Annotated in this window: 9 protein-coding genes; 5 read left to right on the top strand and 4 right to left on the bottom strand. The window is 63.9% G+C overall.

Annotated features, from left to right (window positions below):
- Positions 1 to 2 precede the first annotated feature (2 nt).
- Positions 3 to 461: an Lrp/AsnC family transcriptional regulator gene (locus ACZ52D_RS19800; RefSeq protein ID WP_222455951.1), complete on the bottom strand. Its 459-nt coding sequence runs from the start codon at positions 459 to 461 to the stop codon at positions 3 to 5.
- 123 nt (positions 462 to 584) lie between these two features.
- Here ACZ52D_RS19800 and ACZ52D_RS19795 point away from each other — a divergent pair, with 123 nt between their 5' ends.
- Together ACZ52D_RS19795 and ACZ52D_RS19790 are read left to right on the top strand one after the other, a co-directional pair.
- Complete coding sequence (locus ACZ52D_RS19795; protein ID WP_464443639.1) at positions 585 to 1784, top strand: methionine gamma-lyase; 1200 nt, start codon at positions 585 to 587, stop codon at positions 1782 to 1784.
- Between the two features lie 75 nt (positions 1785 to 1859).
- Positions 1860 to 4256: a 1-deoxy-D-xylulose-5-phosphate synthase N-terminal domain-containing protein gene (locus ACZ52D_RS19790; protein ID WP_464443638.1), complete on the top strand. Its 2397-nt coding sequence runs from the start codon at positions 1860 to 1862 to the stop codon at positions 4254 to 4256.
- Here ACZ52D_RS19790 and ACZ52D_RS19785 read toward each other — a convergent pair.
- Complete coding sequence (locus tag ACZ52D_RS19785) at positions 4253 to 5317, bottom strand: NAD(P)H-dependent flavin oxidoreductase (RefSeq protein WP_464443637.1); 1065 nt, start codon at positions 5315 to 5317, stop codon at positions 4253 to 4255. The genes ACZ52D_RS19790 and ACZ52D_RS19785 overlap by 4 nt on opposite strands.
- 390 nt (positions 5318 to 5707) lie before the next feature.
- Here ACZ52D_RS19785 and tviB point away from each other — a divergent pair, with 390 nt between their 5' ends.
- A complete protein-coding gene (gene tviB / locus ACZ52D_RS19780) occupies positions 5708 to 6982 on the top strand; it encodes a Vi polysaccharide biosynthesis UDP-N-acetylglucosamine C-6 dehydrogenase TviB (protein WP_464443636.1) in 1275 nt (424 codons plus the stop codon).
- 63 nt (positions 6983 to 7045) lie between these two features.
- Here tviB and ACZ52D_RS19775 read toward each other — a convergent pair whose 3' ends face one another.
- Both ACZ52D_RS19775 and ACZ52D_RS19770 read right to left on the bottom strand, forming a co-directional pair.
- A complete protein-coding gene (locus ACZ52D_RS19775; RefSeq protein WP_464443635.1) occupies positions 7046 to 7957 on the bottom strand; it encodes a MurR/RpiR family transcriptional regulator in 912 nt (303 codons plus the stop codon).
- Between the two features lie 158 nt (positions 7958 to 8115).
- Entirely contained in the window at positions 8116 to 12063 is a 3948-nt protein-coding gene (locus ACZ52D_RS19770) for a PEP/pyruvate-binding domain-containing protein (protein WP_464443634.1), read from the bottom strand.
- A 373-nt stretch (positions 12064 to 12436) separates the two neighbouring features.
- Here ACZ52D_RS19770 and ACZ52D_RS19765 point away from each other — a divergent pair, with 373 nt between their 5' ends.
- The gene (locus ACZ52D_RS19765; RefSeq protein WP_222455958.1) at positions 12437 to 13261 is read left to right on the top strand and encodes a PhnD/SsuA/transferrin family substrate-binding protein; all 825 of its coding nucleotides are present in this window, start codon (positions 12437 to 12439) and stop codon (positions 13259 to 13261) included.
- A gap of 16 nt (positions 13262 to 13277) precedes the next feature.
- Positions 13278 to 15572 (top strand): response regulator, encoded by a 2295-nt coding sequence (locus ACZ52D_RS19760; protein WP_464443633.1) that lies wholly within the window; start codon positions 13278 to 13280, stop codon positions 15570 to 15572.
- Positions 15573 to 15602: the final 30 nt, after the last annotated feature.

The following is a 15602-nucleotide window of genomic DNA, read 5'->3' as shown; positions in this document are numbered from 1 at the left end:
CGTCAGCCGCGGGGCGGAAACACGGCGGTTTTCTTGACGGTGCTGTAGACAAAGCTGGTGTCGATCGAGGCAATGCCGCCGATCGGGTGGATGCGGTTGCGGATGAAATCCTCATAGGCCGCGAGGTCGGGCACAAGCACCCGCAGCTGGTAGTCCATGGCACCGGTCATGATGTGGCATTCCAGCACCTCGTCGATGGTGCGGATGCGGCGCTCGAAGTTCTGCACGTCGGATTCATTGTGCCGTTCCAGACGGATGCGCACGAAGACGGTGATCGGCAGCCCATAGGCGGCGGCGTCGACATCGGCGCTGTAGCCGCGGATCACGCCCCGTGATTCCAGGTTGCGCACCCGGCGCAGGCAGGGGGAGGGCGACAGGTTCACCGTCTCGGCCAGCTCCTGGTTGGTGATCCGCCCGTCGCGCTGCAGGGCGCGCACGATCTGCCTGTCTTTGCTATCCATGCGACCCTCTACGCTCCAAATTGGAATAATCTGCCAATATCTAGACCAGTCTTGGCATAATTTGCAATCTTTCGCCCGGCCAAGGGGCGCAGACTATCCCAAAATGAGTTTGAGGAGATTGCCATGACCCGCCAGCCCGGCTTTGCCACCCGCGCCATCCACCACGCCTATGATCCGCAGGACAACGGTGGGTCGCTGACCCCGCCGCTGCACCTGACCTCGACCTTCACCTTCGAGACCGCCGAGGCTGGCGGCGAGATGTTCGCAGGCGAGCGCGCGGGCCATATCTACAGCCGGATTTCCAACCCGACCTGCGATCTTCTGGAGCAGCGCATCGCGACGCTGGAAGGGGCCGAAGCCGGTCTTGCGCTGTCGAGCGGCATGGGTGCGATCACCGCCGTGTTGTGGACGCTGCTGTCGCCGGGCGACGAGGTGATCGTGGACAAGACGCTTTATGGCTGCACCTTTGCCTTCATGCGGCACGGGCTGGCGAAATGGGGCGTGACGATCACCCATGTGGACATGACCGATCCGGAGAACCTGCGCGCGGCGGTGTCGGACAAGACCAGGGTGGTCTATTTCGAGACCCCGGCGAACCCCAACATGCGGCTGGTCGACATTGCGGCAGTGTCCGAGATTGCCCATTCGGTGGCGGCGCAGGTGGTGGCGGACAACACCTATGCCACGCCCTATCTGACCCGCCCGATCGAGCTGGGCGCGGACATCGTGGTGCATTCGGCGACCAAATACCTGGGCGGCCATGGCGATGTGGTGGCCGGCCTGGTGGCAGGCACGGCGGAACAGGTGGCCGAGATCCGGCTGGTCGGCATGAAGGACATGACCGGCGCGGTGATGGCGCCGTTCAATGCGATGCTGATCCTGCGCGGGCTGAAGACGCTGGCACTGCGGATGGACCGGCATTGTGCCTCGGCGATGGATGTGGCCCGCTACCTTGAGGCGCATCCGGCGGTGGGTGCGGTGCATTTCCCGGGGCTGGAGAGCTTCCCGCAGCATGATCTGGCGGGCCGCCAGATGGCGCAGCCGGGGGCGATGATCGCGTTCGAGATCGACGGTGGCATGGAGGCGGGCATCCGCTTCATGAATGCGCTGAAGCTGATCCAGCGGGCGGTGTCGCTGGGCGATGCGGAGACGCTGATCCAGCATCCGGCCTCGATGACCCATTCGACCTACACCCCGGAAGAGCGCGCCGAACATGGCATCAGCGACGGTCTGATCCGCCTGTCGGTGGGGCTGGAAGAGGTTGCCGACATCATCAGTGATCTGGATATGGCGCTGCCGCAAGCGGCCCGCGACGCGGCCTGAACCTGACCTATCTGTGTGCGGCGGGCCAGACATCGGCCCGCTGCCTGCTACCTGACGCCCAAGCCGGAGCCCGCCATGACCGCTGATCCTACCCATCTGAAAACCGTTGAACAGCGGCTGCTGTGGCTGTCGCATTGGATGATCCACCACGCCAACCACATCCGCCCCAAGGCGGACAGCATCAAGGTGGGCGGGCATCAGGCCTCCTCGGCCTCGATGGTGTCGATCATGACGGCGCTGTATTTCTCGGCGTTGCGGCCGGAAGACCGGGTGGCGGTGAAGCCGCACGCGAGCCCGATCTTCCACGCGATGCAATATCTGATGGGCAACCAGACCCGTGAGAAGATGGAGAACTTCCGCGGCTATGGTGGGGTGCAGAGCTACCCCAGCCGGACCAAGGATATTGACGATGTGGATTTCTCCACCGGTTCGGTCGGGCTGGGGGTGGCGGTGACGTCTTTTGCCTCGATCATACAGGACTACATTGCGGCCAAGAGCTGGGGCAGCGATGCCCCGATGGGGCGCATGGTGGCGCTGGTGGGCGATGCCGAGCTGGACGAGGGCAATATCTACGAGGCCCTGCAGGAGGGCTGGAAGAACGATCTGCGCAATTGCTGGTGGATCATCGACTACAACCGCCAGTCGCTGGACGGCATCGTGCGCGAGGGGCTGTTCCAGCGGGTTGAGCAGATCTTTGACGCTTTTGGCTGGGACGTGGTGCGGGTGAAATACGGCGTGTTGCAGCGTACCGCGTTTGAGGAACCCGGCGGCGAACGCCTGCGGGACTGGATCGATGCCTGTCCCAATCAGGAATATTCGGCGTTGACCTTCATGGGCGGGGCGGTCTGGCGCAAGCGGCTGCTGGATGATCTGGGCGATCAGGGCGATGTCACCGCGCTGATCGAGCGGCGCAGCGATGCGGAGCTGGCGGCGCTGATGGAGAACCTCGGCGGCAACTGCGTCGAGACCATGGCCGAGACCTTTGATGCCATCGACCACGACCGCCCGGTGTGTTTCCTCGCCTATACGATCAAGGGCTGGGGCACGCCGATTGCGGGCCACAAGGACAACCACGGCGGGCTGATGAACAGCACCCAGTTTGCCGCGTGGCAAAAGCTGATGGGCGTCGCCGAGGGCGAGGAGTGGGAGCCGCTGGCGGGCGTCGAAGACCCGGCGGCGTTGCGGCAGTTCCTGTCGCAGGTGCCGTTCTTTGCCAAGGGGCCGCGGCGCTATCAGGACAGCCGTCTGCCGGTGCCGCAGATCCGGCTGGCGGGCGGGCGCGAGATCTCGACCCAGATGGCGTTCGGCAAGATCCTGGATGATCTGTCCAAGGGCGACAGTGCCTTGGCGGAGCGCATCGTGACCACCTCGCCCGATGTGACGGGGACCACCAACCTTGGCCCCTGGGTGAACCGGCGCAAGCTGTTTGCGCGGGCGGCGCAGGCGGATGCGTTTATCGAGCACCGCATCCCGTCGACCGCGAAATGGGAGTTCACGCCGGAGGGCCAGCATATCGAGCTGGGCATCGCCGAGATGAACCTGATGCTGTTGTTGGCGGCGGCGGGCCTGTCGCACAGCCTGTTCGGCAAACGGCTGATCCCGATCGGCACGGTCTATGATCCCTTTGTGGCGCGGGGCTTGGATGCGCTGAACTACGCCTGTTACCAGGACGCGCGCTTCATGCTGGTGGGCACGCCCTCGGGCGTGACGCTGGCGCCCGAAGGCGGCGCGCATCAGTCGATCGGCACACCGCTGATCGGGATGAGCCAGGACGGGCTGGCGGCGTTTGAGCCGGCCTATGCCGACGAGCTGGCGATCATCATGGAGTGGGCGTTTGACTATCTCCAGCGCGATGGCGAGGGCGACCCGGACGAGCGCACCTGGCTGCGCGACGAGACCGGCGGCTCGGTCTATCTGCGGCTGACCACCAACGCGCTGGAACAGCCGGGGGAGCGGTCAGATCCTGACTTCCGCCAGGGGGTGATCGACGGCGCATACTGGCTGCGCAAGCCGGGGCCGAACTGCGAGGTGGTGATTGCCTATCAGGGTGCAGTCGCGCCGGAGGCGATCAAGGCCGCGGGCCTGATCGGCGAGGGGCGGCGCGACATCGGCGTGTTGGCGGTGACCAGCGCCGACCGGCTGAACGCCGGCTGGTGCGCGGCGCAGCGGGCACGCTCGCGCGGGAATGCGCAGGCCCGGTCCCATGCGGAGCGGCTGATGGGCGATCTGCCACGGCACTGCAAGGTGATCACCGTGATCGATGGCCACCCGGCGACGCTGTCGTGGCTCGGCTCGGTTGCCGGTCATCAGACGATCCCGCTGGGGGTGGAGCATTTCGGCCAGACCGGCAGCATTGGCAATCTCTACCGTCACCACGGCATTGATGCCGCCGCCATCGTGGAGAAGGTGAACGGGCTGACCGCCGGGCGCGACGTGCTGCGCAATGCGCTGGGGGTGCTGGCCGAGGGTTAACCCGCCGCCAGTTCCTGCTTCAGCGTCGCCATCAGCCGGGATGCGGGCATGGGGCGCGCCAGCGGTGCGCTTTGCCCGGCCCATTGCGCGCCATAGCCGGGTTCGCCCGCTGCCGTGGCGGCAGCGTTCAGCGCCTTGCCTGCGTCGTAGGTGATTGGGTAGTCCGGCACCTCGGCGTCGGGCACCTCCGCGCCCCATGCGGTGAACCGGTTCGACAGGCAGCGGGCCGGGCGGCCTGAGATCGCCCGAGTCATCACGGTATTCTGTGCTGCCTCGGATGCCAGCGCCTGCCGGTAGGCGGCATTGGCGCTGGTTTCGTCACAGGCGATGAAGGCGGTGCCGAGCTGTGCCGCCACTGCGCCCAGATCCAGGGCAGCCCGGATACCCGCCCCGTCCATGATGCCACCGGCGGCGATCACCGGCAGATCCAGCGCCTGCACCAACAGCCGGGTGAGCGCGAAGGTGCCAAGCTGCGCGTCGGGGGCGTTTTCATCAAAACAGCCGCGATGGCCGCCGGCCTCCCAGCCCTGGGCGACGATGGCGTCGATGCCTGCAGCAGCGCAGGCGCGGGCCTCGGCCAGCGAGGTGGCGCTGGCCAGCAGCAGGATGCCGCGTTGCTTCAGCGCCGCGATGCGGGTGGCATCGGGCAGGCCGAAGTGGAAGCTGACCACCTCCGGGCGTTCCTCGAGCAGCATGTCGAGCATGGGGTCATCCGCGAGGAACGAGGTGTAGATCTCGGCCAGCTTTGCAGGAGGGGTGGCATCAAAGCGCGCGAACTCTGGGGTGAGCCGGTCCAGCCAGCGCGCTTGGCGGGTGCCGTCGGCGCGCGCCGGGCGGTGACAGAAGACATTGGCGTTGATGGCGTGGTCGGTCAGCGCCCGCGTCTGGCGCAGCATCTGGCGTGCGCCGTCCGCCCCCGAGGCCCCCAGACCCAGCGAGCCGAGCCCGCCTGCGTTCGATACCGCGGCAGCGAGTTCGGGGGTGGAGACACCGGCCATCGGCGCCTGGATGATCGGGCTGCGCAGGTTCAGCCTGTCGAGAAGATTTCTGCCTGTGGTCATCGCGCACCTCCCTGGTCGTCGCCGAGCCTAGGGGGGCGATCGCGGCAGAGCAAGATGCGCGCGCCCTGGTGCAGCCATCCAGTCACGTCACCCGCCGTGCACAGCGGCAATGTCAGCACAGACGCCTTGCGGAGAGGCGCGGCGCGCGACCTGTTTGGGTTGGCGTGACACTCTGGTGCCGGGGGGGTAATCCTGAAGGCCGCGAGGCGCTGCCTTGCCGATGATGTCACGGCCCATCTCCCTCCACGTCCGCTGGCGGCCTGTGGGGGTGTCGATGGGGCAATTCCCTCAGTCGTGATTGCGGCATGGCGTCGAAACCTGGCCGCGACGGTTGAACCTCCCTAGGGGCCGACATTATGTGGGCAGATAGACAAAAGGAGCATTGATGGCATGAGCGGCGGGCAGGAGAAGATTTGCGTGGTTGGGCTCGGCTACGTCGGCTTGCCACTGGCAGCCGCTTTTGGCGAATACCGGGAGGTGGTTGGTTTTGACATCAATCCCGCACGCGTTCGCGAACTGGGCGAGGGGCACGACCGCACCCGTGAGCTGGACCCGCAGGACCTGGCGGCCGCAAAGCACCTGCGGTTCACCTCCGACCCGGCCGAGATCGCGGATTGCACGATTTACATCGTGACGGTGCCAACGCCTGTTGATGCCAGCCATCGCCCTGATCTGACCCCCTTGTTGAGCGCCTCTGAGGTTGTCGGTGACGTGCTCAAGAGGGGCGATCTGGTGATCTATGAATCCACGGTCTATCCCGGCGCGACCGAGGAAGACTGCGTGCCTGTCCTGGAGGCGCGCTCCGGGCTGAGGTTCAACGAAGATTTCTTTGCAGGCTACAGCCCCGAGCGGATCAACCCCGGCGACAAGACGCGTCGGCTTCAGAACATTGTGAAGGTGACCTCGGGTTCCACGCCTGAGGTGGCGGAGCGGGTTGACGCGCTGTATCAGGAGATCGTCACGGTCGGGACCCACAAGGCGCCCAACATCCGGGTGGCCGAAGCCGCCAAGGTCATCGAAAACAGCCAGCGTGACATCAACATCGCCCTGGTGAACGAGTTGGCCAAAATCTTCAATCGCATGGGGATCGACACCCAGGCGGTGTTGGAGGCCGCGGGGACCAAATGGAACTTCCTGCCGTTCCGTCCGGGTCTGGTTGGCGGGCACTGTATCGGCGTGGATCCGTATTACCTGACCCACAAGGCCGAGCAACTGGGCTACCATCCTGAAATCCTGCTGGCCGGTCGGCGTCTCAATGACGGCATGGGAGACTATGTGGCCTCGGAGATGGTCAAGGCGATGCTGCGCCGTGGCTTGCCCGTTGCGGGCGCGCGGGTGCTTGTGATGGGCCTGACCTTCAAGGAAAACTGCCCGGATTTGCGCAACACGCGGGTGATCGATGTGGTGCGGGGGCTGGAGGAATACGGTGTCTGCGTCGACGTTCACGACCCCCATGCGGACCCGGCGGAGGCTGAAGCAGAATTCGGCATTTCACTGGTCGCGTCCCCGGAGCAGCAGCGCTATTCCGGCGTGGTGCTGGCCGTTGCCCATGCCGACTTCCGGGAGATGGGCGCGGCTGCGATCCGGGGCCTCGGTCTTGAGGATGCCGTGGTTTACGACCTGAAATACCTGCTCGAACCGCATGAAGCCGATCTGCGGCTGTGATTGACACAGCCTGCGGGCCTGCGTCGGGCGGGCGTTGCCTGCTGTGAAAACCGTGGTGAGAGCCTAGCGGCGGGTTCGGGGCAGTTTCGCGCTCGGCCAATAGGCGCCACTGTCCTGACGCAAGGTGTCATAGGCCTCCATGCGCCGACGGGCGTCGGGGCCGCCCGCGTCGATCAGATGCGTCAGCAGGCACTCCAGGACTGTCATGGCCCCGCCGATCGCACCGAAAGCGTGGAGAGAGTTGGAGGCAACCGCCAGCGTATGGTCGGCCTTTATGCCGGGGGCGATGATTTCGCTGTCGGCAATCAGGATGACCCTGGCCCCGCGTTCGTTCGCCAGTCGCAGCGCCTGAATGGTGCCGGCCGAATAGGGCGCAAAGGTCATGGCGAGTAGGCAATCCTGTGAGGAGATGTCCAGCAAGTCGTCCAATGCGGCGCCCATGTGACGGGGCACAAGCTCCAGCGTTGGCAAGGCCATGCGGCCGACGTAGTGGAAGTAATACGCCAGAGAATAAGAGGAGCGCGTGGCTGTGACATAGCAGCGGCGCGCCTGCTGCAAGGTTGTCGTAATTGCCTCCGTGCGGTCCGCCGACATCAGGCGCAGGGAGCGGGAGACGATGTTGATCTGATTGCGCGCGGCTTTTGCCTGCAGCTGTCCGGTTGGCCCCTGGGCGGCCATGTTGTCCAGCCAGTCGAGGCCAAGCCCGGCATCCTGCCCGGTGGTCAGCGCGGCCCGAAACGGGGCCCGGAAACTGTCGAAGCTGTCGTACCCGAGATGCTGGGCCAGGCGGACGAAACTGTTGGCGCTGATGCCGGTCTTCTGCGCCGAGACGCGAATCGTGTCGAGTCCAAAGTCCCCCGGGTGGTCCACGACATATTTGGCCGCCGCCTTCAGCCGGGGCGGAAGCTGCTCCATCTCGTCTTTCAGATGCTGGAGCAATCGGGCGATCTTCTGAGGGGCAAGGTGTGGATCCATGTCGCTATCAGAACATTCGTTAGGGAAATGGCAATCCCAAAACGAATGTTTTCGCCCCGCCGCGAGGTCCGGCGCGCAACGGGCCAGCCGCAAAAAGACCGTCCCTGCGGCGCAGGGACGGTCTGATCAGGCACATGTCAGGCGAATGCCGGAGCGTGTCAGGCGGAAACGACTTTCAGATCTGCAAGTTGCTCCGGTTCGATGCTGCCATCGTCGCATACGGTGATGATCTCGCCGTGCGACAGAGTGGCCAGACCTTTGCAGGCAACGAGCATCAATATGTCCTTCTCGCGGGCCACGATGGCCATATGGCTCAGCCAGCCGCCAACCTCGCTCAGCACGGCCCCGGAACGCTGGACCCACGGCAGCCACGCAGGGTTGATCATGCGACAGACGAGGATATCGCCGTCGGTGAACCCCTCGAAGGCGCTCGGATCGACGGTGCTTTCATCCTCGACCCAGAATACGCGGGCGGTCACCTTGCCGTTGCCGGCAACGCACGTCCCGCCCAAATCCCCGGAGGTGGCGTGGGGTGTCGCGCCCAAGGACAGCATTTCGCAATCGCGCAGGGTCAGCGAAACCGAGGTCGGGGCGGATTTCTTGCGGAGCTCTTCGGTCTCGGCGCGCGCCTTTGCCACGGCCTGCAAGGCTGCACCGTCGCTCCAGTTGCCGTCGAGGATCTCGTCGAACGTCAGGTGGAACACCAAATCGCCCAGTCCGCTGGTCGCACCGAGCGCCAGCAAGGCCCGACGCAGTTCCGCCAGCACGCGGAGCGCCTCGTGTTTCGCGTGTTCCTTGAGGTCCTGGTAGGCGATGGCCAGACCAACGACGTCTTCCAGCTCCGCGGGCAGATTGGCGGGGGGCGGCACAGCGCCAATCGGCGCGACGCTTGTCACCAGCAAAGACTGCAACAAAGCGGGCGCTTCGCTATAGCGGGGGGCGCTGAGCTCATAATCGAAGATCGATCTGTGCCCCATCAGCTGCAGCGCGCGGGCCTCGCCGTGCTCGCCGGTGCAGGAGGCCAGCAGGCTGGAGGGCGCATTGGGCAGTTCCGCGTGCATCAGGTGGGCCCGCAGGGCAGGGTCCCCCGCGGTCGCCGCACTGGCCTCACCCATGGTGAAGCCTGCGAGAATGTTGATCTTCTCCGCCTCGAGGTAGATGTCCTGAACGAAAATGCGGCGCAGATCGGCGATGCATTCGATCAGTTTCGATTGCGGCAGTGCGGCATAATCCAGCGCCTGCCAGATCGCGAGGTCATCTGTCAGCTGCGGCAGCACATCGTTGCGGAAGCGCGCGATCATCGGGCGTGCTTTCTTGCGCAGCTGCTTGGCTTTTGCAGCCGTCAGTTTCAGCGTCATCTCCTGTTTCAGCGACACGTCCACGAAGGTCTTGCCAAACAGGTTGACCAAGTGCCCGTCGCGCCCCTCGGGCAGCCCATAGGGGACGCCCAGCTCGCGGCAGGCCATATCAACGCTGCCGCCGGGTGCCCAAAGGGCGCTCATCAGAGAGAAGGACAGAGGCGTGGGGCGGGGCAGAACCTCTGACATTTCATCCTGTTCGAGAATGACCTGGTCCGGCTCGGCCGTCGCGTAGCGTTCGAGAATGTCGCGCCATTCTTCCAAACGCAGTCTTTCTTGCTCGCTTCCCAGCGACAGGGTGGTGATGTCGCGGCTTTGCACGATCTGGAACTGGCCGTTTGCATAGGCCCACTCCACATCCTGCGGGGCGCCGAAGATCTCCTCGATCTGCTTGCCCAGCTGCAGCAGCGGCGTCACGTCCAACGCTTGATCCTGATCGGGGCTCGCCGGCAGGCCCGTATAGCGGCCAAACCGCAGGGAGACCGGCGTTACGCGCCCCGAGACCAGATCCTCACCGCAGCCTTTGACCCATTCGATCATGGACATCCCGGGGGCCATCGGATCCTGCGTGAACAGCACACCGGCGTATTCAGCCTGCACCATCTCCTGAACGACGATGTTGCCCTGGCTGGTGCTGTCGGTTTCGGCGGCGTAGCTTGCCGCGCGGTCAGAAGCAAAACTGTCAACGACAGTGTCCAGAGCCGCGCGCATGGTCCCGGCCGTCACGTCCAGAACGGAGTCGAACACCCCCGCAAAGCTCTGGTCGGCGCCGTCTTCGTTGCTGGCAGAGGAGCGCACAGCGACCGGTTTGCCGCCCGCCAGTTGGAAAACCTGTGTGGCAAAGGCATCTTTTTGCGCATCCGTCATGGCGCGGTAGTCCTGGATCGCATCCGTGCGCAGGATGACGCCGCCGGGCACCGGCAGGCCCGCGTTTTTCAGCACCGACAGGCGCAGCGCCTTGTTGCCGGCCTCGGACAGTTCCTCGGTATAGCCCATCGGGATCACGCCGCGCGGCAGCTTGGACAGCTTGCGCTGATGGGCGCGCAGGGCCAGCGCCTCGCCGATCCTGCGGTGCATGCCGGTGACATAGGCGCGCTGGACCAGCAGCAGCGTCAGGCTGAAGCAGAGATAGACATTGGCGGCACCGGACAGGCCAAAGACCATGGCGAACAGCGCGGGCACCCCCAGCAGCATCCACAGTTGTTTCTGGCGACGGGTCTTGGCCACCGCCCAGAGCAGGTAGACGGCGGCCAGGGCGCAGAACAGCGCGGGCATGACAAACAGCGGGTCGGGCGCGCCCAGGTCAGGCATCCACAGGAACGAGGTTTGCAGGCTCGCGCTGGCCTTTTGTGCCGCGGATACGCCCAGCATCATCACCGGAAGGAACAGCAATGCGGTCAGGTTCCGCATCGGTGTCAGGCCCTTTTCGGCATAGAAGGCCTGCACCGCCCGGGCCTTCCGGACGGGATCATCGGCCAGGCGCGCCTTCAGGTCCTTCAGCTCATCCGCGGTTTCAGCCGTGATGATCTGATCGCGTTCGGATTTCAGCGCGACCGGCAGCACCAGAAGCCGGGTGACGACCGATAGTGCCAGCAGGCCAAGGAGGATGTGGCTGCGCTCATGCACCCAGAGCAGTGCGGCGGACAGCGCGGAGATCGCCCGGTCCCAAAGGCCGGTCTGCTGTTCGGTCAGCCAGTCCTGAACGTGCGGTTTGGGCGCGGGCGGGATGAAATACTCCCAGGGCAGCGTGTAGCGGCCGCGGAAATCGATACCTTGTTGCGACAGTTCCAGCCCGAGGACCTGGCTCATGAAGCAGCTGCGGCGGTCATAGCAGGCCGCGATCGTCGGCTTGTCAGGATCCAGCGCCGCGATCTGCTGCATCAGGTCGCTGGTCGTCATCTTGCGGATCGGGATGTTGATGGCGCCGGGCAGATGTCCCGAGGCGAAATCACCGGGATAGCGCGTGTCGACGATCTGCAGATCTTCGGTCTCGAGCAGGGCTTTGAAGTCATCCGTGCTCAGCAGGACGTCCTTGCCCGGGTATTCGGGGATCGCCCGGAGGTCGGAAAGGGATTTGACATCCTTGTCGGAGAAATCGCGACCTTCGACGATCCATTTCTCGATGCCGCCTTTGATGAAGCTGCAGTCGATGCCCATTTCCGCCAGCTTGGCACAGGTTTCGGAGCTGCGGTTGCCGTTGTGGCAGAACAGAACGACCTTCTGGCCGGGCTGCACCGGACGGGATTGCAGGAAATCGGGGAACCGGATGTGGGTGGCGCCCGGCAGGGTGCCCATGGCGTTTTCGCCCGTCTCGCGGATGTCGAAGAACAGCGTGGAGCCGTCCTCGAGGGCGGCGGCGGCATCAGCGGTGCTGATGCCCAGCGGATGGTCCGCCTGTTTGGAGTAGCTGGTTTCCTTGAGGCTGGCGTCCTTGATGGCGGTGCCGTCAAACTGGGCAGGGCGGGTCAATGTTGCCTGCAAGCGGGCCAGCTCTGCCTTTTGATGTGATGAATATTGCCAGTAATTGCCGATTGCCAACGCCACGGCGGCCAGAGACAAGCCGGCAATCAGCTTGACCGGGTAGCGTGCAGGAGTTCCGCCCTTCCTGGGGGTAAAACCCAGTTTCGTTGCAATGACGGCCCCCAGGCCCGAGATCATGGCAATTCCCACTGCAAAGACTTGCGAGAGGGAGGAAACGGAGCCGATCACCAGCTCGGGTGACGGGATAGCGAAGGCTGCAACCGGCATGACCCAGAAAAGAGACACAAGAACAAGGAGCTGGCCTGTGAGTTTGCGGGCGGAGCTGGTCGGATGGGAGGAATGCGAAATGTTCACAGCGGTTCCTGCAGAGCCAGACGGGCTGGCGATTTGAATTGTGGCGAATTTGTCTAAAAGATGACGTAAATATTACTGAACCGTTAAGATGTTATCTCGTCGATAAAAGAAGCACAAATTTTTCCGATAAAATTTGGCGCGTTAACGTTGTCTTTCTCGCAATGTGAGATGAAAGAGAAGCGAATGGTCGAAAGTGGTGCCGACCGTGGTCAGTTAGGAGGCGATTGCCGTGAGCCAGTTCCTGTTATCAAGTCTTCCTTTTCCCCGCTCGCTCGGGCGGTTTCGCTTGGCCCTGGCCGTGACGGCTGGCCTGCTGCATGCTGCGTCGGCGCAAGCCGACACCGAACTGGTGTTCGGCACCTATGCGGCGGATAAGCCGACTGCGACAGTGCGCCAGTATCAGCCGTTCCTCTCCTTCCTGTCCGAGCGGATGTCCGAGCGGCTGGGTGAGCCTGTGACCATCCGTCTCAAGATTGCCAAGGAATATGGAGAGGGCATCCGCCAGCTGGCCGCCGGCGAGGTGGATTTCGCCCGCTTCGGCCCGGCGTCCTATGTGCATGTGATGAAGGAAAATCCGGACATCCGCATCGTCGCCATGGAATCGAAGAATGGCGGGAAGCGGTTCAACGGGGTGATCGTGGTTCACGCCGACAGCCCGGTTCAGTCGGTCGAGGAACTCGCCGGGCAGAGTTTTGCATTCGGGGACGAGCTGTCGACGATCGGACGCTATCTCGCCCAGGAGTATCTGCTGGAGGCCGGGATCAGCAGTGAAGACCTGGCGGAGTTCGCCTACCTCGGCCGTCATGACCTGGTGGGCGAAGCCGTGGGCGCGGGAAAGTATGCCGCAGGGGCGCTGAAGGAAAGCACCTATAAGAAGCTGGCCGACAAGGGCGTGCCGATTCGGGTGCTTGCTTCCTTTGAAAATGTGACCAAGCCCTGGCTGGCGTCCGCTGACATGGCACCGGAGGTGCTGGAGGCGATGCGGCAGGTCATGCTCTCCTCGGAAAACGAGGAACGTGTGCGCAAGATCTCGAAGAACGGCTTCCTGACCGGAGCCGACGAAGACTATGACATCATTCGCCGGGCCATGGAGCGCAGCCTGGCATTCTGAGGCGGCGACAGCGGCGATGAAACACACGAGCATCCTTTTCCAGATCGTATTGTCCCTGTTGGTGGTCGCCACAGTGGTCGGTCTGGCCGTTGGGGAACTGGCCAAGCGCCAGGAAGTGCATCGCCTGGAAGAACACCTGAAGGAAAATGCCGACCTGACGGTGTCGCTGCTCAGCGGGATGATGCTGGAATCCATCATCGTCGAGGATGTCCCGGTTCTGGAAACCGGGCTGACCGAAGCCGTCACGCGTATGCCGCAGCTTCTGGCCATCGAAATCCGCAATCCTTCCGGCCGGGTTCTGGCCGCCTCGTCGGCGCCGGGGCAAGCCGACTCTGATACCTATGTCATGTACGAGCGCCCGATCGAGCTTGAGGGTGCGTCCTTCGGCACGATGGTGGTCAAGTGGTCGACCCGCGATGGCAAGGCGCTGGTCAATGCGCGGGTGCGCCAGATCATCATCTGGACCGTGGTGCCCGTGCTGGCCCTGTCGCTTCTGGTGCTGCTGCTGGTGAATGTCCTGGCGCTGCGGCCGCTGCACCGGATCCACAAGCGGATGTCGGGGGCCATCGCCGGTCTGCGGAGCCCGATCCGGCCGCTTCCGTGGTATGCTTCCCGCGAGTTTCGGGCGCTCGACTTCTCGGTCGGGGTCCTTGAGGAAACCTTTGCCGAGCGCGATGAGCGTGAGTACGCGATGGAGCAGGCGCGCCAGGCGGCGGACATCGCCAACAGGGCCAAGTCGGAATTTCTTGCCAACATGAGCCATGAAATCCGGACCCCCATGAACGGGGTGATCGGGATGGCCGAGCTGTTGCAGGAAACCCGGTTGGACGAAGACCAGAAGATGTACGCCGAAACCATCGCGAAATCGGGGTCGGCGTTGTTGACGATCATCAACGACATCCTGAACTTCTCGAAGATCGAGGCCGGCAAGGTCGAGCTCACGCCGGTTGCGTTCAACTTGCAGACCGCGATTGAAGACGTGGTGACGTTGTTGTCGCCCGGCGCGGCGGACAAGGGGATCGAAATCGCCATGCGCTACGACCCCGCGTTGCCCGAGGTCTTCGAGGGCGATGCCGGGCGGATCCGGCAGGTCATCACGAATATCGCCGGAAACGCGGTGAAATTCACCAACGAGGGATATGTCTATATCGACGTGACCGGCCGCCCGCAGCCGGGTGGCGGGCATGTGCTGCAGTTGCGGATCTCTGACACGGGTATCGGCATCGCCGAGGAGCGTCTCGGCCGGATCTTCCGCGCCTTCGAGCAGGTCGACACCGCGGCGACGCGTAATTTTGAAGGCACCGGTCTGGGGCTGGCGATCTCTGCACGGTTGCTGGAGTTGATGGGCGGCACCATCGAGGTGACCTCGGAACCGGGGCAGGGGTCGGAATTCCTGCTGGAACTGCCGCTGAAAGAAGGCGGTACCGTTGAAGCGCGGCCGCCCTCCGCCAGCGTCAGCTTCGCTGGGCTGCGCGGGCTGCTGGTTGACGATCTGGAACTGAACCGGATGATACTGTCCGAGCGGTTGAGCAGCTGGGGCGTGAAGTCGGAGGCCGCGGCTTCGGCCCATGAGGCGCTGGAGATCCTGGCGGATTCGCAGCTCACTGGGCAGCAGTTTGACTTCATTCTGCTGGACTACCAGATGCCGAAGATGGACGGGCGGCAGCTTGCGGAGCGAATCCGCGCCATGCCGGAGTTCCGCAAGGTGCCGGTGATCATCCTGTCTTCGGTCGAACATGCCCTGAACCGCAGTGATTGCGATGCAATCGGCGCCTGTGAGTTCATTCTGAAACCGGTGCGCGCCGCGCAGTTGCGGCAAGTCATAACGCGCGCCCTGGACAGGGCGGTTGAGCCGACGGAGCCTCGGGATGTCGAGAAGGTGCAGCCGCGGGAGATTGACAAGCCGGTCAGCGTATTGCTGGCGGAGGACAATCGCACCAATCAGCTGGTTGTGACCAAGATGCTGAAGGATGCTCCGCTGGACATTCGGATTGCCAAAAATGGTGTTGAGGCGGTGCAGATGTTCCGGGAGCACCGGCCTGACATCGTGTTGATGGACATGATGATGCCGGAAATGGACGGCCTGGAGGCCACGGCTGAAATGCGCCGGCTCGAGGCGGAAACCGGCAGCGAGAGCTGTCCCATCGTCGCCCTCACCGCCAATGCGCTGCAGAGCCACCAGGAAAAATGCCTGCGTGCGGGAATGGATGATTTCCTCAGCAAGCCGATAAACAAGAAGGCCTTGGCGGACACCATTCAGAAATGGACCCGCGTCGGAGACCCTGATGCCCTGAAAAGCACGGGCACATGATGCAGAAAAGACCCGCAGCACGGTCGCTGC

It is taken from the genome of Leisingera sp. S2M4 (assembly GCF_055398055.1).
Note: the sequence above shows the minus strand (reverse complement) of the source record. Positions and strands in the feature narration are given on the sequence as shown.

Coding starts and splice junctions, on each gene's coding strand:
- ACZ52D_RS19785 (WP_464443637.1), bottom strand. CDS start 5,317: ATGACCACAGGCAGAAATCTTCTCGACAGGCTGAACCTGCGCAGCCCG.
- ACZ52D_RS19760 (WP_464443633.1), top strand. CDS start 13,278: ATGAAACACACGAGCATCCTTTTCCAGATCGTATTGTCCCTGTTGGTG.
- ACZ52D_RS19795 (WP_464443639.1), top strand. CDS start 585: ATGACCCGCCAGCCCGGCTTTGCCACCCGCGCCATCCACCACGCCTAT.
- tviB (WP_464443636.1), top strand. CDS start 5,708: ATGAGCGGCGGGCAGGAGAAGATTTGCGTGGTTGGGCTCGGCTACGTC.
- ACZ52D_RS19800 (WP_222455951.1), bottom strand. CDS start 461: ATGGATAGCAAAGACAGGCAGATCGTGCGCGCCCTGCAGCGCGACGGG.
- ACZ52D_RS19775 (WP_464443635.1), bottom strand. CDS start 7,957: ATGGATCCACACCTTGCCCCTCAGAAGATCGCCCGATTGCTCCAGCAT.
- ACZ52D_RS19770 (WP_464443634.1), bottom strand. CDS start 12,063: ATGCCGGTTGCAGCCTTCGCTATCCCGTCACCCGAGCTGGTGATCGGC.
- ACZ52D_RS19790 (WP_464443638.1), top strand. CDS start 1,860: ATGACCGCTGATCCTACCCATCTGAAAACCGTTGAACAGCGGCTGCTG.